The organism is Paenibacillus sp. MAEPY2 (genome assembly GCF_000499205.1).
Taxonomy (GTDB): Bacteria; Bacillota; Bacilli; order Paenibacillales; family Paenibacillaceae; genus Paenibacillus; species Paenibacillus vandeheii.
Genome location: NZ_AWUK01000035.1, coordinates 26,443 through 46,637 on the forward strand (window position 1 = coordinate 26,443; position 20,195 = coordinate 46,637).

Genomic DNA, 20,195 nt, shown 5'->3' on the forward strand with positions numbered 1-20,195 from the left:
CTTATGGAAACAAGTATCTACATCGTGTTCATAATGATGTTCACCGTGTCTTTAGCACATTTGTTCCAGGAAAACAGACCCGAGTGGTCTTTTCCTTTATAAGACATCTGCTTGCTCAATTCTGGATCTGATGTAATTTCAATCAACCTTAATGCTGCTTCTTTTGGACTGTCAGGATTAAAATACAATACGGCATCTCCGCAAACTTCAGGAATGGATGCACGGGAAGATACAATAACCGGACAACCGGATGCCATTGCTTCCAACGGCGGCAATCCAAAACCCTCATATAATGAAGGGAAAATAAATCCTGCTGCATTTTCGTAAAGCGCCTTTAACTCCCCATCTGTTACATAGCCCACCCAATTGACTGCATCGGATTCGTCCCATGTTTGATCACCAAATACTTTGCTGTTCTTGGAACCAACAATAACAACGTTCAAATTATGAGCTTCGATCTCGGGTAATACTTCAAAAATTAGATTGAAATTTTTGTAGGGATTCATCGTACTTACAGCCAGAATGTAGGGAGATTGTATACCATATTTTTCAATCGTACCTGTAGCAGCCTTTTTCCTATGAATATGATCGATTCCCAGATGGGTGACCTCGAGCTTGTGCTCTGCTATTCGACAGTGCTGTATCAGCTCTCCTTTGGAGAAGTTAGAAACCGTAATAATTTTTTTTGAGGTTTTACCCAGTTGAACCATCAGAAATTTGTACCAGACACGGAAGGCAAAAGAAAAAGCCTTTGGGTAATTGAAGACAGCGGCATCATGGATCGTTACAATTTGGTTTTTGTTAAACGCCGGGCCAGTATTACATAGATTGATTAACAATCCTCCCTTAACGTTAAAAGGAAGTTCAAGTTGCTCCCAGAGATGTCCCTTCAGTTTACCGACTGTTTTGTGGCGTACATGTTTGAATTCCGGTTGGGTAATTATATTTGAGGGAGATAACAGACAAAATTCATACTCCCTCCCATCAATTTCCCCTCGATCTATCAATTGATCGATTTCTTTCACGAGTTCTAGTGCATATCGCTGTACGCCTGTGATGGTCTGGGTTAAAAAACGAGCATTAATATATATCTTAATCATGTGCATCTCCAGCTCTCTTCGAAAATTCTAAGGAACCCTTAACGTTTTTTTCCTGAAAGGAAGCTCCTTTATATGCCTCATAATAGAGTTCCACAAGCTCTTCATTCATCCGAGCTGCACTAAACTTATCCTTATAAATGGCATAACCTGCTTCACCCATTTTCACCAACTCAGTCTTGTTAAGGTTCTTCAGGATGTTCAACAGCTCATGAGAATGTTCAATGTCAAAAATGTATCCACTCTCACCCTGTTCGATGAGTTCCGGTAAAGCTCCGCGATTGCTTCCAATGACCGGTTTATGGTTCTTCATCGCCTCGATCGCAACAAGTCCGAACCCTTCCCATCTGGATGGCATAATGACTGCATCACATTGCTGGTAATATTGATCTATCTCCGCATTATTCACCCATCCAAGACGAATAACATTTTCAGGAAATTCCCATACTTTGTCCTCAAGTATGGTGTCTCCAATAACATACAAGCGAATGTGTTGCTGCAATTCCGGATTTTTTTTAAACATATTCAGTACAATATCAAGCCCTTTTTGACGGTCATACCTACCCACGAATAACAACTGAATAATATCCTTCTCTTCAGAAGATTTGCTTAAGGGTATAATCTTACTAGCTTCGCTTTCACGTATACCGTTATAGACAAGCTTAGACTTAGAAACGGATAATCCCAAACGTAAAGATTGCTCCAGTTCATATTTGGAAATATTAACAATGACATCCGTTTTGTATTCCATAAGTTTTTCTATTAAAAAATAACCTTTTCTGTACAACGTTTTGGTGTCCATTAGAAAAGCCCAACCATGAGAACAATAAAAAACAGTAGCCTTCTTGGGTTGAAAAAAAAATAAGCCCCTTACGAGAAGACCCGCAAATGAGCTGTGAACGTGAATAATATCCGGTTTAAGTTCTTGGATGACTTTAAGGATCTGCCGCATTGCCGAAACAAAATACTTAGGATGACGTTTGTATTTATAATTCAAAATATGACCCGGCTCCAATTCAAAATTGGTAGCACTTTGATATTCACTCATCAGCAGATAAACATCGAAAAATTGACGTTGGTATCCAACAACTTCATTAAGATAGGTCGCCATTCCACCAACGACGTATTCGCCGATGTGTAAAATCCTCAAATTCTTCACCTAGCTCTCTGTGGTATTTCTCCTGAATTACGAGAATGAACAATAGCCATGCCAATGAACATCCAGAAGAAAACGTTGGCAGGAAACAACTCAAGTACATTCGTTGTAAAGCTAGCAGCTGCTACTCCTGCACCAAGTGCGAGTGCCATCTGTGGCAGACGCAAAGGGCTTGAGTCAGTTGACGTATTCATTTCCTTAACAAGCGAGACAACAATCCACATAAATAAAACGATAAAATAAATAATTCCGATCCAACCTGTCTGTTCGTATAAGGAAAAATACTGATTGTCTACCGCAAAATTACTTGATTCCAAACCGATCATATGCGTTCTCCGGCTTGCAGCCCCTACCGAACCGATTCCATTGCCTATCGTTCCATTCATCGTAAACGGAGAAGTGAGACTGTTCCCCCATGTCTGCAATCGATCCAATAAAGAAGAAATAGAAAGAAGATTATTGGACTCAAGCGCTCGCCCCCCGAAAAACACAACTATTGGAAACAAAATGAAAGTGACTGCCAATATCAATGTGTTCTTTTTGCTATACTTTCGAATCTGGAGGAAAAACATCACTACCTGATAAACAACCCAAAGAACCAAAGCGGAACGAATAGTGGATAAGAGCAAAAAGCCGATCGTCAGAAATTGAATGATTACTCGAAATACCCAATGTTTCAATGCCATTTTAGTTCGTTCTGCAATCAATCCTGTTATAAGCAAAGCATACGCATAGCCGTCAGGTGAATAGGTTATAGATGACAGGCGAGGTACACCTTCTAAATAGTTTTTAATGTTCACTCCATAGATAAAACCAAGCGAAATCAATTTTTCAATCCCAAGTGAGTACTGAACCAGCCAACCAACGATTAATAAAATAAATATAATCAGGTTTGTTCTGGCAAACGCATAGAAGCCTTGACATTGGGAGATAAGCATCCCAGTAAACATCATAATTAACGGTAAAAATGTGATTTTAATCCCATATATAAATGTTACAACGCTTGCACCCAGCAACAGATTTAACGCACCTAGTGCAATAACCGACCCCAATATGAATAGAAAAGGTCTAATGAATAATGTCTGGCTTCGGTATACTTTTCTTAAAGCAAAGATCGCGACCAACACCATGCCTAAGTCCTTTAGTGAACGAATGATGATGTTATCGACATAGATAGAGATCAAACCATAGATAGACAAATAGATCAGCAATATATGGACGGTTGGAATGAATAGTGAATACTCTGATTCCGGTTTCACATAAACATAAGAATGGGGCCTGGCATTCAAGGAAGTAATTTGCATTTTACCCTCCACGCCTTATTAACTTATCGTATATATTGATATGTTCTTTAAGAAGATAGGCTTCATTAAAAGTCTGGCTATGCGCATAACATTGTTGTTTCAATTGAATCTTATCCTGTTCGGATAAATGATAATATTTAAGAATTCCTTGAGCAATAGCCTCTGAATTGTAGGCAGGAAATGAAAAATCCCCAGGTTCAACCAGAATCTCTGGCATGCCTCCCACACGAGAAGCATACACAGGTGTGCCTACCTGATAGGACTCGATCACTACTCTTCCAAATGGTTCAGCCCACGTGGAGGGAACAACGGTAATATCCATCTCTTTCATCTGTGAGGCAATCTGAGATTTATCCAGTTTCCCTCTGAAAATAATGCGTGGTTCTGACCCTGCTAACTTTTTCAAATGATGCAGCAGTGGACCATCACCAAAAATATGCAGGTTGCACACAATATCCTGTCCAAGACTTTTTACCGCATCAATTAGATATTGAACACCCTTTACTTCCGTTAATTGCCCAAAATAACCGACATTTAATGGCTGATGATGGTGAATCTCTTTCTGTGCATACAACTGCTGAACATTGTTATTCTCCTCTACAATGTTATGAATGACATGTTTGGAGGATCGTTCGAAGAAACCAAGCATTGTATGACTCCCAAGGATATGATTGGATATACCAATTACCGAAGATATCATTCGGCTGTATCTTCTTGATATTTGTCTATATAACCTGGAGTAGGCAGATATTTTGATCGGGTCAATTAATGAAAAGTCACGTAGTGTATGCACGACTGGAATATTCAACTCATGTGCGGCCTTCCAGATCGCCAGACTTAGACCAGGGATATTCTGGGTATGAATAATAGCAGGTTGTAGACTGGAGAGATACGCCTTGATGTATCGGTATTGCCTGATATTAAAAATATCCTGAACTCTCCACATGATCTTATTCGCGGTTGACACTTCCTTTGCAGAATCCCCGATCCAGTACCGATTATTGTAGGGAAGCCGTGAGATTTCGATTCCGTTAATTGTGTCACTACGCACTTCCCGTTCTTCATGTCCACCCACAGTAATCACTTTGACATCATAGTTTTGACTCAACGTCTGCGCCAGGATTTGTGTTGATATCTCTGCACCCCCAATGATATTTGGGGGATATAAGCTGTGAGCAATTAATACTTTTTCCATTCTTCTCAACTCACTTTAATCAGCTTCATGGGGTTTCCTGCAGCATCGCCCGGTAATGGTCAATCGTAAGTTTTAATCCTTCTTCCAAGCCAATCTCTGGTTCCCAATTTAAAATTTCTCTAGCCTTGTCAATTACCGGACGTCTAACCTTAGGGTCATCTTCTGGCAAAGGTAAAAATACGAGATTGCTGTCTGATTGGGTAAGTTCTTTAATCAAAGAAGCAACTTCAAGTATGCTATATTCCGTTGGATTACCAATGTTGATAATTTCCCCATTTGCTCGATCTGCAGCCATCAGTTGCTGTAAACCTCGAATGTTATCATCCACATAACAGAATGAGCGTGTCTGTGATCCGTCCCCGTACACTGTAATATTCTGTCCTGTTAGTGCCTGTGTTACAAAGTTGGAAATGACACGCCCATCATCGTTCCGAAGTCCTGATGAATACGTATTAAAAATACGCGCCACTTTCACGGAAACACTGTGTTTCGTGTAGTACTCATAACAAAAGACTTCGCCCAAACGCTTGGCCTCGTCATAACAGGCTCTTGGTCCCCAAGTGTTCACATTCCCTCGATAACTTTCAGGCTGTGGATGAACTTCGGGATCTCCATAAGCTTCACTCGTACTCGAATACAGGAACTTTGCTCCTTTAACACGGGCCAGTTCGAGCAAATGATAGGTTCCTCGAGTGTTCACCCAGATCGTACCGATCGAATCTGCTTGATAGAATTTGGGTGAAGCAGGTGAAGCCAGATGGTAGACTTCATCCACTGGCTGATCTATCAGAAAATCCAGTGAGTCGGACAGCGTAACATCAGCTTCACGGAAAAAAAAGAGGGGGCTATGAGCCACCTCTTGCAGATTACTAGCAACGCCTGTTGAAAGATTATCTATTCCGGTAACCTGATGTCCCTGATGAATTAATGATTTGACTAGATGTGAGCCCAGGAAACCGGCCGCGCCTGTCACTACAACATGCTTCAATGCGATCACGCTCCATATTATCTAAATGAGTAGGTTAAAATGTATTACTTTTGATCATAACACCAACGGTTTTAAAAATGATAATGATATCCATCTTCAGAGAGACGTTTGAGATATAGTGAAAATCATATTGCAAATTATGATGAATCGGCTCCTTGCGAGCATTACTTACCTGCCATAAACCAGTAATTCCAGGTTTCACTAGAAAACGTCTACGCTCCAGATCCGTGTAGCTTTCTTCTACGATTCGCTTCATTTCAGGTCTGGGACCTATGAAGCTCATATCACCTTTGATAATATTAAGCAATTGTGGCAGCTCATCCAGGCTAGTTTTACGAAGTAATCTACCCAGCCGTGTAATTCTCGGATCATCGCTTGTTGTGGGGGAGGCGCTGTACTTCGGAGCGTCCGTACGCATGGTTCTGAATTTATAGATACTAAATTTAACTCCGTTTTTCCCGTAACGTTCTTGTCTGAATATTACGGGTCCTTTAGAGTCAAGCTTAATCATAATCGCTGCAACAAGCATGACCGGTGATGTAATCAGCAACAGCACCGCCGCAATAATAAAATCGATAAACGGTTTTATTACGTCAGCATATCCGCCAACACGCTGCGAGTAAGGCTGTTCCAATACTGTCGAAGTGCCATCCTTAGCTAGGGCTTCTCCACTGCCAAAGTATTCCGGTCTTGAAAGTTTCACAGACTATCCCCTCCAGCTACAAGCAATTGATTCAATTGTTCCTTCATCAAAATCTCTTCAATCGCCATGAGGACAGGTGCACGCAATTCTTTATTTTTAAGAGCAAAGTCAAGTGTAGTCAAAATATAGCCCAGCTTCTCACCCACATCAAACCGTGAACCTTCAAAATCATAAGCACTAATACCTTCATCCCGATTCAGCATTTGCAAAGCATCAGTAAGCTGAATTTCTCCACCAGCACCTACGTTTTGTTCTTCCAGATATTCGAATACCTTAGGTGTTAAAATGTAACGACCCATAATAGCCAAGTTGGAAGGCGCTGTACCCAACGGAGGCTTCTCAATCATGCTGTTTACAGAAGACAAGCGCCCCTCTGTATGCAGGGGATCAATAATTCCGTAGCGGTAGGTTTCACTCGGACTCACCGTTTTCACACCGAGTACAGACTGGTTGACCTTCTCATATTGCTGGATGAGCTGCTTTGTGCACGGCACATCAGACACCACAATATCGTCACCCAGCAATACAGCAAACGGTTCATTACCAATAAAGTTTCGAGCACACCATACCGCATGCCCGAGTCCCAGCGCTTCCTTCTGCCTTATGTAATGAATATCAACGTTGGAGGACTTCCGGACTTCTTCCAGTAAGCTGAGCTTTCCTTTTTCGAGTAGATTTTGCTCCAGTTCAAACGCGCTGTCAAAATGATCTTCAATCGCTCGTTTACCCTTGCCAGTTACAATAATAATATCCTCTATTCCGGAAGCTACAGCTTCTTCCACGATGTATTGAATGGTCGGTTTATCCACAATAGGGAGCATTTCTTTAGGCATTGCCTTTGTAGCGGGTAAAAATCGGGTTCCCAATCCGGCTGCGGGAATGATTGCTTTCCTCACTCTAGTCATAAATACCACCCTATCCATTATTATTTTGTATGTTTAAAAGCATGAGTTGGATCATTTAAATCCATGAAACCATGAAATAAATTGATGCAATTCTTACTTTTAATTTCATAAAAGGGCATTAAACCCATCCTCACATCACACCCTTGACGATATACGTCTAAGGTACACTACCCACAGTGTGACCGAGTGCCTACCTTGATAAAGGTATAGTAGACATAACCTTGACGATATTATTTGTGGGACCATTATGCAAATTCGTTAAGCATTTTCCCCATAATAGGCATTCCGTCTTTTGGGCACCTGTACATTGTTCAAGACAGCTCCGAGAATACGTGCGTTCACATGTTCAAGATGTGCTTTTGCCTTTTTAACGAGATCCTTCTTCACCTTGCCCGCGCTCACAACAAGAATGACACCATCACACAATGAACTAATAATTAAAGCGTCCGTAACTGCAAGAACAGGAGGTGTATCAAATAAAATCACATCGTATACTTCCTTCAAATCTTCAAGCAGAGCTGTCATTTTACGTGATCCTATCATCTCTGAAGGATTAGGAGGTATTGGGCCAGAGGAAAGGACATGCAGCCCTTCCACTCCGGTTTCCCGAAGGACTTCCGTAACCTTATATTGGCTGGATAATACACTAGTCAACCCCACGTGGTTGGGAACATTAAACATGCGATGTACCGCAGGTTTACGTAGGTCCGTATCCATAAGCAGCACTTTTTTTCCTTCCTGGGCGTAGGTAACTGCCAGGTTGCCAATCGTTGTCGTTTTCCCTTCACCGGACAACGCAGAAGCTATCATGATGGTTTGGATCTGACTATCAATAGATGAGAATTGGATATTAGTTCTTAATTTCCGATACGCTTCAGACGACGTAGACTTGGGATTGGCCATAGTAACTAGGCTCCCTTTTTCATTGGTTAACCGTGGCATACTGGCCATCACCTACCTGTTTTTGAGATGTCGTTGACTGTTTAGAAAAACGGGCTTCTTCTTTTCTGATTCTGGAAATAACAGCAAGTGTAGGTATACCAAGTTCTTTTTCCAGTTCATCTTCCGTTTTTAAGGTATCGTCCAAGTATTCCAACAGGAATACAAATCCTATTGCTAGCAGAAGTCCAACAAGGAAACTGATCAGGATGTTTATAACGGGATTGACATTAATGGGTCTGGAGGAATCTGTAGGCTTGGCTTCACTCAGAATGGTTACGTTGTCTACTTTCATAATTACGGGGATTTGGGATTTAAACACTTTGGCAACCGCGTTTACCGTTTTGGCCGCTTTTTCAGAAGATAAACCAGTGGCGGTCAAACTCATAACCTGGGATTCGTTCGCGGTCGATACCCGGATGCTCTGTGCCAGTTGATTCCCGCTCATGCCTAGATCGGGGTATGTAGCAGCAACTTTATCGAGGATTGCTGAAGATTTAATAATTTCGATATAAGAATTAATCACCTTTATATTGGTTTGAATCGAACTAATATCCAGAGTTGGTACTCCTTGAGCATTATATGCCTGATTAACGATTAGTTTAGCGTTAGCTTCATAAACAGGAACAGTTAAAAAATAACTTTTCACCCCTGCTCCTATACAAGCAACCGCAACAAAGGCAATGATGATCCAAATTCGTTTTCGTAAAATTTGCATATACTCTTTTAGCTCCATCTCGTATTCCTCCCATTTAAGTTAGCAAATTATGATAAAAATCGTTTTCTCTAAGCCGGCTACCAGAACAACAATCTACGCTTTATGATCACAGTTTCTTCCGGTTCTATGATTTGGTTGTTCCATACCGACCAAGCATTATTTTGCAAACTTTGAACGAGTCGGCTTCCAAATCGACGCTCAAGCAGGTGATAGGCAGCTGTCATCATAAACGTTCGATCTTCCAGGTTATGAGCATCGGATGAAATGAAATGAAATCCGTTTTCTTTGCAAAAATGGAAACACCATTTCTGAACTTTTCGCCCGAAAAGTCCCATGACCGATTGAGCCGTGATTTGACATAGAGCACCTTGCCCAAGATATTCAACCAATAAATCGGGATTGTTCTGGATTGGACGATTTCGTTCGGGATGAGCAATAATAGGAATGATACCCGCTAACTTAAGTTCTTGGAGTATCCCGGGGAACTGCGAGGGGATATGACCAAAGGGCAATTCCAGCAACATGTAGCGGCTCCCGGCGAGTGTGCAGCACTTTCCTGCGTATAAGTCTGCAATCAGGTTGTCATGCACCCTGATCTCCTGTCCGGGACGGATCTCCAAGCGAATGTTGCGTTTGCGAAGTTCTGCATGTAGCAGGTCCACTGCCTGATTGACCACGTTGGGTTTATTGTTGTACTGCCCGTTCAGGTGATGCGGAGTAGCAATGATCGAGGTAATTCCTGAGGCTGCCGCTTTCTCAACCATCGCAATGGACTGTTCCATATGAACAGGACCATCATCCAGACCGGATAAAATGTGGCAGTGCATTTCAACCATATCCAAACTTCCTCAATGTATGATCCCCCTCGCCCCTTTATTCATTGCGCAAATGCTTTTGGTGTTAAAGAACTAATGCATAACGCTATGAAATATAGTAAAATGGCGTTAAGTACATGCTTGTTCAGAATATGTTTAGAATGTGTTCAACTCATATGGTAAAATCAATGGAATGATAGGTTTCCTGCAAGTTAGGTTGTTCCGATGCCTTCTCATACTGGAACCGGGAAATGGTCGGAAACTGTACTTCTCGAATCATTGTATTTAACTGTCCCGTTATATATAGTGTCTGCTCTTGCTGAATATGCAAGTTTGAATGATACAATGTGAGCTCACCGAAGGGCTGTTTCCATTGCAACCTTGCGTGGAGTCGTACACATACATGGCTATCTTCTACATCCAAACCGATCAGCATCTCTGATGATATTGGCAAGTCCAGGTCGCTCAGGAAGGTGATCGCTCGTGTGTCCATACCAAGCAACAGAACGGGGCGTCTTTTGCGGTCTACCCATTTGCCATGGAACTCCTGAATGTACATATGGACATTTAATTTGAGATCCGCCCATTCCTGAATCATTGAATTCATGGCTTCATTCCTTTAGAATGGTTTAGCTTGCAAGAGTTGCCTACACTCCTTCTCACAGGTATATTGGCTAGGCAACGTGGTCATACTTAAAATATCCCAAATGATACATTTTGTAACTCCATACGTCCAATTTACGATACAATTTGTATCATGTCAAGCAGTATTTGGACATGGTTCTTTTGATTTACGACAATATGAGATGTCCTTAGACAGACCTATATACAACTAGGACTACTAAGGCATTACGATTATGCAGGAAAGCTGCCCTGATCAAACACTTGGCTCAGGATTGTTTCAATATATATTTGATGGCGTTCAGGGGGAAATAGCATATGAGCTACGGAAATCGCATTGCTGAATTAAGGGAACAGCGGGGACTTACTCAAGAAGAACTTGCGAGCTCCATTCATATTACAAGAGCTGCTCTCTCCCACTACGAGAAGAACCGACGCAAACCGGATTTCGAAGTGTTAACGAGACTTGCTGACATCTTTGGCGTATCCATTGATTATCTCATTGGACGGACGAAACAAAGTGATGTCGTGATGGATGAGGACGTAAGGGAATTCGTCGACGCCCTTGAATTATCGGATAAGGAAGTGCTGGAACGCTTCGGCCTGATGATTGATGGTAAACCCTTAACAGAAGAAGAGGCACGTCGTTTTATTGCTTTTGTCCGCATGGAACGCAGCATGGATTAATCCGCAAAGAAGACCCAGTACCGAGAAATACACTTCTCCGGTTTCTGGGCTTTTTTAAGTCTTGTGTTCCCTCCATCTATTCTATGCTTGTCGATGTGTTGTCAAGCCCGCTTGTTGTTGTCGGAGGATACGAAATGGTTCCAACGCTCCGGGTCGATTCCGCATTGCAGTAAAACTTTCATGATGTCCATCTGGGTTGCTTCGACTGGTTTACCTTTCGGCTTACGATCGCCCCTGTTTGGATGCTTCATATTCATTCCGCTAACCTCTCTTATCTTTATACTTTCCCTGCACTCCAAAACTAGCCTTATTATACTTGAGAAACTTCCTCAATGTTGTCGTCTCATGGCGATAGCGTTTTTTGTATGGGTTCTAATTTTGTCGAAAACCAAATAGGAGCCCTACGGCGCCGTCTCGGACGCCATAAAGCTCCTATTATTCTTAATACAACCAGTTCATGCACTCGAAAAGGAACAAATTAACCTCCTGTACGTGCAAGCTCACGCATATTGGCTTCAAAAGCTGCCAGCAAAGCAGCCTCTCCAGTCAGACCTGTTGCCTGGATCCGTTCGATTTGCTCTGTCATTCGTTTGAAGTCCTTTGGTATAACCCGAACAAATTGATCTACGGACTGCTGCCAGTTATCCAGAATGCGCTGACCAGCCAGACTGCCTGTATTCGCAACATGGCGCTGAATCATGCCCCGCAGATCTGCACTTTCAGAAACATCTTCGATACGCTCCAAAAGTACCATTTCCAGATTACAACGTTGCAGGAATGTGCCTTTTGGATCATAAACATAAGCAATACCTCCGGACATCCCCGCTGCAAAGTTACGGCCTGTATCACCCAGAACGACAACACGTCCACCCGTCATGTATTCACAGCCATGGTCGCCCACACCTTCAACAACGACTTTGGCACCCGAGTTCCGTACAGCAAACCGCTCCCCGGCGATACCACGAATATAGGCTTCACCACTGGTTGCCCCGTATAGAGCGGTATTACCAATGATGATGTTATCCTCGGCATCAAATGTGGCTTTTGGTGAAGGCATGACGATCAGCTTACCTCCGGACAACCCTTTGCCTACATAGTCATTGGAATCTCCTTCAACGGTCAATGTCATACCTTTAGGTACAAAGGCCCCAAAGCTTTGACCAGCAGAGCCGACAAATTTGAATTGAACCGTATCTTCTGGCAATCCTGCAATTCCATATTTGCGTGTAATTTCGCTACCCAAAATGGTTCCCACTGCACGGTTTACGTTGGTAATCGGAAGCACCGCTTCAACCGGTTGACCGAATTCGATCGCAGGTTGTGCCAGTGGCAGCAACTGCTGCATATCCAGCGTCTCTTCCAATTGGTGGTTCTGATGCTGTGTACGGTAACGTGCAGAGCCTTCAGGCATTTCAGGCACATGCAACAATACAGACAGATCTACACCTTTTTTCTTCCAATGGTCTACAGCCTCTACCGTTTCGAGGCAATCGGTACGGCCCACCATTTCCTGAATGGTACGGAATCCAAGATCAGCCATGATTTCGCGAACATCTTCAGCAACAAAACGCATGAAGTTAACGACATGTGCAGGATCTCCCGTGTAATTTTTACGCAATTCAGGGTTTTGTGTCGCTACACCTACCGGACATGTATCCATCTGGCAGACACGCATCATGATACAGCCGAGTGCAACGAGTGGTGCTGTAGAGAATCCATACTCCTCAGCTCCCAGCAAAGCAGCGATAGCCAAGTCACGACCATTCAGCATTTTACCGTCTGTTTCAAGAACAACACGATCACGCAGATTGTTCAGCATCAACGTTTGATGTGTCTCTGCAAGACCCAGCTCCCAAGGCATTCCCGCGTGACGAATGGAGCCTTGCGGGGATGCACCTGTACCACCGTCATAACCGCTGACGAGAATGATATCGGCACGACCTTTGGCTACACCCGCCGCAATCGTTCCAACGCCGACTTCGGATACCAATTTAACGTTGATCTCTGCACGTGGATTCGCATTTTTCAAGTCATAGATCAACTCAGCCAGATCCTCAATCGAGTAGATATCATGGTGTGGTGGCGGTGAGATCAGACCTACACCCGGTGTGGATCCACGAACCTCAGCAACCCAAGGATATACCTTACGTCCAGGCAGCTGTCCACCTTCACCCGGTTTTGCTCCCTGTGCCATCTTGATCTGAATCTCGTCGGCATTGACCAGATAGTTGGATGTTACACCAAAACGTCCGGATGCCACCTGCTTGATCGCACTGCGACGAGAATCACCGTTGCTATCTTTAATGAAGCGAGCCGGATCTTCCCCGCCTTCACCTGTATTGGATTTACCTCCAACACGGTTCATCGCAATGGCAAGATCTTCATGTGCCTCTTTACTGATCGAGCCAAAGGACATTGCTCCGGTTTTGAAACGGCGCATAATGTCTTCCACGGATTCCACTTCTTCCAAAGGAATCGCAGGACCGACCGGTTTCAGTTTCAGCATGGAACGAATGGTCAGCAACTGATCGTTTTCGCCTTGCACAAGTTTGGAATACTTTTTATACAGCTTGTAGTCCCCGGTCCGTACTGCATGTTGCAACGTATGGATCGTCTGTGGATTGAACAGATGCTCTTCTCCGTCATTACGCCATTGGTATTCCCCGCCGGAATCCAGCACTTTGTCATTACCATCTTTGTCCGTAAAGGCACGGTTGTGATGGGTCAGCGCTTCAGCTGCCACTTCTTCCAGACCAATCCCGCCAATTCGGGAAGGTGTCCAGGTAAAGTAACGGTCAACGAAGTCCGATCTCAGACCCACTGCTTCAAAAATTTGAGCTCCGCGATAGGATTGAATCGTCGAGATTCCCATTTTGGACAATATTTTAATAACACCCTTGGTAGCGGCTTTAATATAATTCTTCACGGCTTTCTCATGTGAGATGCCACGCAGCAGTCCTTGCTGAATCATGTCATCCAGCGTTTCAAAAGCCAGATACGGGTTCACGGCACTTACGCCGTAACCAAGCAACAAGGCATAGTGATGAATATCACGCGGCTCTGCCGATTCAAGCAAAATGCTGACTTTGGTTCTGGTTCCTTTACGAATCAGATGGTGATGCAAACCTGCTACAGCCAGCAATGCAGGAATAGCCGCATTCTCGGCGTCCACACCACGGTCAGACAGGATCAAAATGTTATGGCCTTTGTCAATGACACGGTCCGCTGCTTCAAAGAGCAGTTCCATCGCTTTGCGAAGTCCCTCTGCGCCCTCTTTTGCTGTAAAGAAGATCGGAATCGTCATCGAGCGGAAGCCCGGACGACGAACGTGGCGAATCTTCGCAAAATCCTCATTGGAAAGTACAGGTGTATCCAACCGAATCTGACGACAGCTCTCCGGTTCAGGATTCAACAGGTTACGCTCGGGTCCGATCGTTGTTGCCGTTGACGTTACAATCTCTTCACGGATCGCATCGATCGGTGGATTGGTAACTTGTGCAAACATTTGCTTAAAATAGTTATACAGACGCTGCGGACGATCCGACAGAACCGCCAGTGGTGCATCATAACCCATGGAGCCTGTGGCTTCCATACCTGTTGAAGCCATAGGCTCCAACACTTTGCGCAATTCTTCAAATGTATATCCATAGGCCAGCTGAAGCTGGGTCACGTTAGCATGTTTTGGATCAGGCAGTTCCGGTGCATCCGGCAGCTCATTCAGGTCCATCAGATGCTCATCGAGCCAATCCTGATATGGATTCTCGGCTGCAATGAGAGCTTTCACTTCCTCATCCGCAATGATACGTCCCTGCTGTGTATCGACAAGCAGCATCCGTCCTGGACGCAGGCGGTCTTTGTAGAGAATTTCTTCAGGAGCGATATCAAGTACCCCAACCTCGGAGGACAAAATAATACGGTCGTCTTTCGTTACATAGTAACGTGCAGGACGCAGACCATTACGGTCAAGTGTTGCACCAATCTGCAAGCCGTCGGTAAAGGCCATTGCTGCCGGTCCATCCCAAGGCTCCATCATTGTGCTGTGGTATTCATAGAATGCCTTTTTGGCAGGGTCCATTCCCTCATCCGTACTCCAAGGCTCAGGAACCATCATCATCGCCACATGTGGCAAGGAACGGCCACTCAGATACAGGAACTCCAGCGTGTTATCAAACATCGCAGTATCCGAACCATCCGGGTTGATAACCGGTTTTACTTTCGAGATGTCGTTACCGAACAATTCGCTCTCGAACAGCGACTGCCGGGCATGCATCCAGTTCACGTTACCACGCATCGTATTGATCTCACCGTTGTGGATCATGAAGCGATACGGGTGGGCACGTTCCCAGCTTGGGAATGTATTCGTACTGAAACGGGAGTGAACCAGCGCAATCGCGGATTCCACGAGATCTTCCTGAAGATCCAGGTAGAACTGTCCCACCTGTTCAGTTGTCAGCATGCCTTTATAAACGATTTTACGACAAGACAAGCTTGGCAGGTAAAATGAACCGCCTTCCGCTTCATCCGCTGAATAACGAATAGCCAGCTCAGCGCGTCTGCGAATGACGTACAGCTTCCGTTCAAATCCTAATTCATCCTTAACTTCTGCCGATCTTCCAATGAACACCTGACGTACATAAGGCTTCGCTGCAAGCGCAGAACGTCCAAGCATCTCATCAAACGTAGGCACATCCCGGAAACCCAGGAATGTCTGGCCTTCTTCTTGGATAATCTTCTTAAGACTCTCTTCATGTGCACTGCGAATGACCGGGTCCTGTGAAAGGAACAACATTCCGACGCCATAGAAGCCCTGTTCAGGTAATGCAAAACCAAGACGGTCCGCTTCCTGTACAAAATAGCGATGTGGAATCTGGATCAATATACCGGCTCCGTCACCGGAATTCGGCTCACTGCCCTGTCCTCCGCGGTGTTCCATGTTACTGAGCATGGTCAGTGCCTGACTAACGATGTCGTGTGAAGGTACTCCTTTGATGTTGGCAACAAAACCCATTCCGCATGCGTCTTTTTCGAACTGTGGGTCGTACAGACCCTGTTTAGGAGGTAATCCGATGTGTCTCATGGAACGCAACCTTTCTATAATGAAGTATTTCGGAAAGATCAAGAACATAGGCAACAAGCAACAATAAATCGGGAGGAGCGGGCATTTATTCATTGGATTAAAAGCCTGCTAAATGGACGAGGGTGACAGCAATATGGCTGTCAATCTTATAAGTGCTGCTATTGCGACAGGCCATCCATGAGAGGAGCTGATCCGGATTATCCGGCAAACAGCTTGGTATAACAACATGCAACCGCTGGCACGGCCGCTGATATGGAGCGACGTTTTTTGATATAGTTCTATTATTTTAACACCGACCTAACATCAGCGCAATTTAAACTTTTTAATACCTCTGATAAGAAATGTTTTGCAGTACAGCTTTAATGTACTGATGCTAAAATTCATCTCTTTTTCGAATAATTATACACATTTCATGTCAGAGTACAACTGATTTTAATTACTGACAAAAGAAAATCATTCCATATGTGGCCTGTGTTTATCCATAGTTTGGCCGATATCTCATGCCATGCTCTAACGATTATCTGCATCCCTATGCATGGGTATACAAAAAGAGTCTGCAACCCATTTTCGGGTCACAGACTCTTTGCACTATTTGACTACTATATTGCATAATTTTGATACTTGAGTTCAAAGTTTATTTTCAATATTTTGTCCTGTTCCGGTCCAATTCCGCTTATGCCGTCACAACTTGACCGGATTCAGCCACTTCGGCTTCTTTTTTGCGACGTCTGCCGCTCCAAAGGAAGTAAGCCAAGGTCAGCAGCACGGATACGCCTGCATAGATTGCCAGAATGCCGACCTGATGCCACATCACATCGAAGTTGCCACTGGATACAACTGCCTTGAAGCCCATGATGCTGTGCGTCATTGGCAACCAAGGGCTAAATGCCTGAAGCCACGACGGAATCAGCTCTACCGGGAAGGTTCCCGCACTTGCTGCAAGTTGGAAGACCAACAACAGAATGACAACATAACGTCCTGGCAGGTCAAGCCAGGTAACGAGGGCCTGAACAATAAACATAAAGGTCAGCCCCGTAAAGATCGTGAACAGATAGAACAGCGGTACGCTGTGTGTTTCCAATCCAAGACCGTACAGCATGAAGCTTGCTACGATCACGGATTGGATGATGCTCACAAAGCCGAATACGAGTGTACGGCTGACGAAACGGTTCCAGCCCGTTGCGCCCGGTACGGAAGTTTCCCGCATTTTCAAAACAATCGTTGAGATCAGCGATCCAACAAACAAACCGATGGACAGGAAGAACGGTGTCAAGCCTGTACCGTAATTACTTACGTTCTCTGTTGTGTTCTCGGACGTATTCACAGGTTCTGCGAACATGTTCACCACATCGTCTGTCTTTTTGACTTCTGACGTTTTCTGAGCAGCATCATTCAGCTTGGTAGCCAGTTCGCTTGAGCCGTCTTTCAGCTCTGTCAGGCCGTCCGCCAGCTTGCCTGCTCCGTCACCGAGTTGTTTAGAGCCGTCCGTGAGTGAACTCACGCCACCGCTCAGTTTACCCACACCTGTTTGCAGGGCTGTTGTACCTGAGCCCAATTGCTTGGCTCCATCTGCCAGCAACGTACCGCCACTTGCAGCTTCGCCCAGCTTGCCGCTGAACTGCTTCAGACCATCGGAGAGCTTCGCTCCGCCTTGGCTAAGCTGACCGGCGCCTGCCAGCAATTGCTGCTGTCCATCCACCAGCTGATTTGCGCCCGTAAGAAGCTGCTTTTGGCCTCCATGGAGCTCAGCTGCACCTGCTGCCAGTTGCTGATTGCCCTGATGCAGTTGATCTGCACCCTGCGCAAGCTTCTGTTCGCTCTCATGCAGCTGCTTACTTCCTTCGGCTACTGCCGCACTGGCCGCCAGCAGCTTCTGTACATCCTCACTGGCTGCCAATTCAGGGTTGGATGCAGCAAGCTGCTTCAAACCGTCTGCAACGCTCTGTGCACCGTCTGCAACCTTGCTGCTGCCGTCTACTGCCGATTGCAGGCCAGTTGCCAATGTGCCGCTGCCTTGCACTGCGCTTTGCAGACCATCGGACAGCTTCGCACTGCCCTGCTCAGACGATTGCAGACCCGTTTGCAGCTTGCCTGCTCCGTCCACGGAAGACTTCAGTCCAGTTTCCAGCTTGGCACTGCCATCCTTCAACTGGTCTGCACCACTCTGAAGCTGGCTTGTTGCCGCCGCTTGAAGCTGCTGCAAACCGGATACCAGATTTGATGTTCCACTTTCAAGTTTGGTCGCACCCGTGTGTAGTGCACTGACACCATCACTTAATGGAGACAAGCCATCCTGCAGCTCCAATGTTCCGGATGCCAGCTTTTCCAAATTATCCTTGAGCTTCACAGCCCCATCATCGAGCTTGCCTGCGCCGGTATTCAAATCTCCTGCACCGTCGCCCGCTTCAGCCAATCCGTCCGATACTTCGGAAAACTTGTCGAGCAGTGTCTCTGCATAGGATTCCGTTACTTTGGCCGAAACCTTAGCTTTCAGATCCTTGATGGCCGTCTTGCCAATCTGCGCACCCACGAAGCTGTAATTGCCATTTGGTTCGTAGATCAGATCAGCCGGCTCGGGCTTGTCGTCAAGCAACGTGGTTGCCTGGGATGAAAAGTTTTCCGGGATCGTAATTTGCATATAATACTTGTCGTTTTCCATGCCTTCTTTGGCCTGGCTGGCACTGACAAAGTCCCATTTAAAATCTGCATTTTTCTTCAATTCATCGACGAGGTCGCTACCAACATGCAGCGATTTGCCCTCCAGCTCTGCACCTTTATCAAGGTTGACCACTGCAACCGGCATTTCATCGACATGACCATATGGGTCCCAGTAAGCAGCCAAGTAAATACCGCTATATAGAATTGGAATAAACAAAATAGCAATGACGGGGATCAACACCTTCGGGTTTCTCACGGCCGATCCCACATCCTTGAAAAACACGGATAAAGATTTCATGTTATTTTCTCCCCTTGTTCTCTCTGCTCCATGAGCAGAATAACCAAAATATGAAATTCATTTGACCTGTTACGGAAAATTACCGAAACACGAAGTGACTACTTTCCTCAAACGGTCACTTTAGAGCAAAAAAACAAACCTGTCTCTCGACAAGCCTCACTACCTGCATGCTTATAATTAACCCATATTATAGTAGAATAAATTCGGGTTACGTTGCGGCAGCAATTCCTTCCATTAAGAAAAGGCGAAAGTAATTCTTGATTTCCTCTTTGCTCAGCGGCTCGTGCTGCTTGCTCCAATCTGAGGTGAGGGCAATGTACAAACGAATCATCATAAAGGCTACTACCTGTGGATCACAGTCACGAATCTCTCCGTTGCTCCTTGCCTTCTCTAGCTCCTGTGCCAGAAAATCAGAGATGACTTTCTCCACTTTCTCCAAACCTTCCTTGGCCTGAAGAGTTCCAAAATCCTTAAGCTCCTGGGACAATTTAACCAGCAAATCGTGATCACGGCGAAACTCCAGCAATGAATCAAGCACACGAAACAGATTATCAAAAAAAGCACTTTCCTGATGAACTTCACGGTGAGCAATGTTTTTCATTTCCTGGATTACTTCCACCAAAATCTGATCGAACAATTGTTCCTTATTCGTAAAGAACGTATAGATCGTTCCCTTGCCAACGTTTGCAATCTTCGCTACCTGATCCATCGTGGTTGCCTTGTATCCAAACATGGCAAAAGACTGCGAGGCTGCATGAATGACCTGCTGTCTCCTGTCAATCGGAGCCATCATATCCCTCCTTATTTTCTTGATCGTTCTCTTTAAATGACCAAAAATACAATTCGGTCACTCGGTCAAAAACTAGATTACCACTCTCATCATCAGATTGCAACCCTAACATTAAAAATTTGTGTTAATTTTTTTTAACCGAAATGCAGTGGAAACTGCTCGTGTCGTCGTCTATAGTGTAAGATGACTCCAACAACACGGATAAAGACGAAGTTTCGATGTATCAGAACATCAACTATAGTGT

At 44.7% G+C, this 20,195-nt stretch carries 16 protein-coding genes; 1 reads left to right on the top strand and 15 read right to left on the bottom strand.

Going from position 1 to position 20,195, the window contains the following annotated elements; genetic code table 11:
* Positions 1-17: 17 nt before the first annotated feature.
* The 11 genes from P364_RS0125590 to P364_RS0125640 all read right to left on the bottom strand — a co-directional run bounded on the left by P364_RS0125590 (position 18) and on the right by P364_RS0125640 (position 10,427).
* Positions 18-1,100, bottom strand: coding sequence for a glycosyltransferase family 4 protein (locus P364_RS0125590; RefSeq protein ID WP_024632887.1), 1,083 nt, complete (start codon positions 1,098-1,100; stop codon positions 18-20).
* Positions 1,093-2,256, bottom strand: coding sequence for a glycosyltransferase (locus tag P364_RS0125595; protein ID WP_236642167.1), 1,164 nt, complete (start codon positions 2,254-2,256; stop codon positions 1,093-1,095). Before P364_RS0125595 ends, P364_RS0125590 begins: the two co-directional genes overlap by 8 nt.
* Positions 2,253-3,557: an O-antigen ligase family protein gene (locus P364_RS0125600; RefSeq protein WP_024632889.1), complete on the bottom strand. Its 1,305-nt coding sequence runs from the start codon at positions 3,555-3,557 to the stop codon at positions 2,253-2,255. Before P364_RS0125600 ends, P364_RS0125595 begins: the two co-directional genes overlap by 4 nt.
* Before the next feature lies 1 nt (position 3,558).
* On the bottom strand, positions 3,559-4,752 hold the full coding sequence (locus tag P364_RS0125605) for a glycosyltransferase family 4 protein (RefSeq protein WP_024632890.1): 1,194 nt from the start codon (positions 4,750-4,752) through the stop codon (positions 3,559-3,561).
* A 25-nt stretch (positions 4,753-4,777) separates the two neighbouring features.
* Positions 4,778-5,740 carry an NAD-dependent epimerase/dehydratase family protein gene (locus P364_RS0125610; RefSeq protein WP_024632891.1) on the bottom strand — a complete coding sequence of 321 codons (963 nt, stop codon included), beginning with the start codon at positions 5,738-5,740 and terminating at the stop codon, positions 4,778-4,780.
* Between the two features lie 34 nt (positions 5,741-5,774).
* Positions 5,775-6,443, bottom strand: coding sequence for a sugar transferase (locus tag P364_RS0125615; RefSeq protein ID WP_024632892.1), 669 nt, complete (start codon positions 6,441-6,443; stop codon positions 5,775-5,777).
* Positions 6,440-7,348 carry a UTP--glucose-1-phosphate uridylyltransferase GalU gene (gene galU / locus P364_RS0125620; protein WP_024632893.1) on the bottom strand — a complete coding sequence of 303 codons (909 nt, stop codon included), beginning with the start codon at positions 7,346-7,348 and terminating at the stop codon, positions 6,440-6,442. Before galU ends, P364_RS0125615 begins: the two co-directional genes overlap by 4 nt.
* Before the next feature lie 258 nt (positions 7,349-7,606).
* Positions 7,607-8,290, bottom strand: a complete 684-nt coding sequence (locus P364_RS0125625) for a CpsD/CapB family tyrosine-protein kinase (RefSeq protein WP_024632894.1) — start codon at positions 8,288-8,290, stop codon at positions 7,607-7,609.
* Positions 8,271-9,023 (bottom strand): YveK family protein, encoded by a 753-nt coding sequence (locus P364_RS0125630; RefSeq protein WP_024632895.1) that lies wholly within the window; start codon positions 9,021-9,023, stop codon positions 8,271-8,273. The genes P364_RS0125625 and P364_RS0125630 overlap by 20 nt, the downstream gene beginning before the upstream one ends.
* Before the next feature lie 59 nt (positions 9,024-9,082).
* Positions 9,083-9,841 (bottom strand): tyrosine-protein phosphatase, encoded by a 759-nt coding sequence (locus P364_RS0125635; RefSeq protein ID WP_024632896.1) that lies wholly within the window; start codon positions 9,839-9,841, stop codon positions 9,083-9,085.
* Between the two features lie 151 nt (positions 9,842-9,992).
* Positions 9,993-10,427: a hypothetical protein gene (locus tag P364_RS0125640; protein ID WP_024632897.1), complete on the bottom strand. Its 435-nt coding sequence runs from the start codon at positions 10,425-10,427 to the stop codon at positions 9,993-9,995.
* Between the two features lie 332 nt (positions 10,428-10,759).
* On the opposite strand from P364_RS0125640, the gene P364_RS0125645 reads away from it, so the two are divergent.
* Positions 10,760-11,128: a helix-turn-helix domain-containing protein gene (locus P364_RS0125645; RefSeq protein ID WP_024632898.1), complete on the top strand. Its 369-nt coding sequence runs from the start codon at positions 10,760-10,762 to the stop codon at positions 11,126-11,128.
* Positions 11,129-11,229: 101 nt separating this feature from the next.
* Here the strand turns inward: P364_RS0125645 and P364_RS37640 are convergent, their stop codons facing one another.
* From P364_RS37640 to P364_RS0125665, 4 genes are all read right to left on the bottom strand, one after another.
* The gene (locus P364_RS37640; protein WP_161634243.1) at positions 11,230-11,385 is read right to left on the bottom strand and encodes a hypothetical protein; all 156 of its coding nucleotides are present in this window, start codon (positions 11,383-11,385) and stop codon (positions 11,230-11,232) included.
* 221 nt (positions 11,386-11,606) lie between these two features.
* Positions 11,607-16,205 (bottom strand): glutamate synthase large subunit, encoded by a 4,599-nt coding sequence (gene gltB, locus P364_RS0125655; RefSeq protein ID WP_024632899.1) that lies wholly within the window; start codon positions 16,203-16,205, stop codon positions 11,607-11,609.
* A gap of 673 nt (positions 16,206-16,878) precedes the next feature.
* Positions 16,879-19,161, bottom strand: coding sequence for a YhgE/Pip family protein (locus P364_RS0125660; protein ID WP_024632900.1), 2,283 nt, complete (start codon positions 19,159-19,161; stop codon positions 16,879-16,881).
* Positions 19,162-19,369: 208 nt separating this feature from the next.
* Positions 19,370-19,951, bottom strand: coding sequence for a TetR/AcrR family transcriptional regulator (locus tag P364_RS0125665; protein WP_024632901.1), 582 nt, complete (start codon positions 19,949-19,951; stop codon positions 19,370-19,372).
* Between the last annotated feature and the right edge of the window lie 244 nt (positions 19,952-20,195).

Excerpts from the sequence above, each read along its gene's own strand:
- P364_RS37640 (WP_161634243.1), bottom strand. The coding sequence starts at position 11,385 with ATGAATATGAAGCATCCAAACAGGGGCGATCGTAAGCCGAAAGGTAAA.
- P364_RS0125640 (WP_024632897.1), bottom strand. The coding sequence starts at position 10,427 with ATGAATTCAATGATTCAGGAATGGGCGGATCTCAAATTAAATGTCCAT.
- P364_RS0125625 (WP_024632894.1), bottom strand. The coding sequence starts at position 8,290 with ATGCCACGGTTAACCAATGAAAAAGGGAGCCTAGTTACTATGGCCAAT.
- P364_RS0125590 (WP_024632887.1), bottom strand. The coding sequence starts at position 1,100 with ATGATTAAGATATATATTAATGCTCGTTTTTTAACCCAGACCATCACA.
- P364_RS0125635 (WP_024632896.1), bottom strand. The coding sequence starts at position 9,841 with ATGGTTGAAATGCACTGCCACATTTTATCCGGTCTGGATGATGGTCCT.
- P364_RS0125600 (WP_024632889.1), bottom strand. The coding sequence starts at position 3,557 with ATGCAAATTACTTCCTTGAATGCCAGGCCCCATTCTTATGTTTATGTG.
- P364_RS0125630 (WP_024632895.1), bottom strand. The coding sequence starts at position 9,023 with ATGGAGCTAAAAGAGTATATGCAAATTTTACGAAAACGAATTTGGATC.
- P364_RS0125605 (WP_024632890.1), bottom strand. The coding sequence starts at position 4,752 with ATGGAAAAAGTATTAATTGCTCACAGCTTATATCCCCCAAATATCATT.
- galU (WP_024632893.1), bottom strand. The coding sequence starts at position 7,348 with ATGACTAGAGTGAGGAAAGCAATCATTCCCGCAGCCGGATTGGGAACC.
- gltB (WP_024632899.1), bottom strand. The coding sequence starts at position 16,205 with ATGAGACACATCGGATTACCTCCTAAACAGGGTCTGTACGACCCACAG.
- P364_RS0125645 (WP_024632898.1), top strand. The coding sequence starts at position 10,760 with ATGAGCTACGGAAATCGCATTGCTGAATTAAGGGAACAGCGGGGACTT.
- P364_RS0125660 (WP_024632900.1), bottom strand. The coding sequence starts at position 19,161 with ATGAAATCTTTATCCGTGTTTTTCAAGGATGTGGGATCGGCCGTGAGA.
- P364_RS0125665 (WP_024632901.1), bottom strand. The coding sequence starts at position 19,951 with ATGGCTCCGATTGACAGGAGACAGCAGGTCATTCATGCAGCCTCGCAG.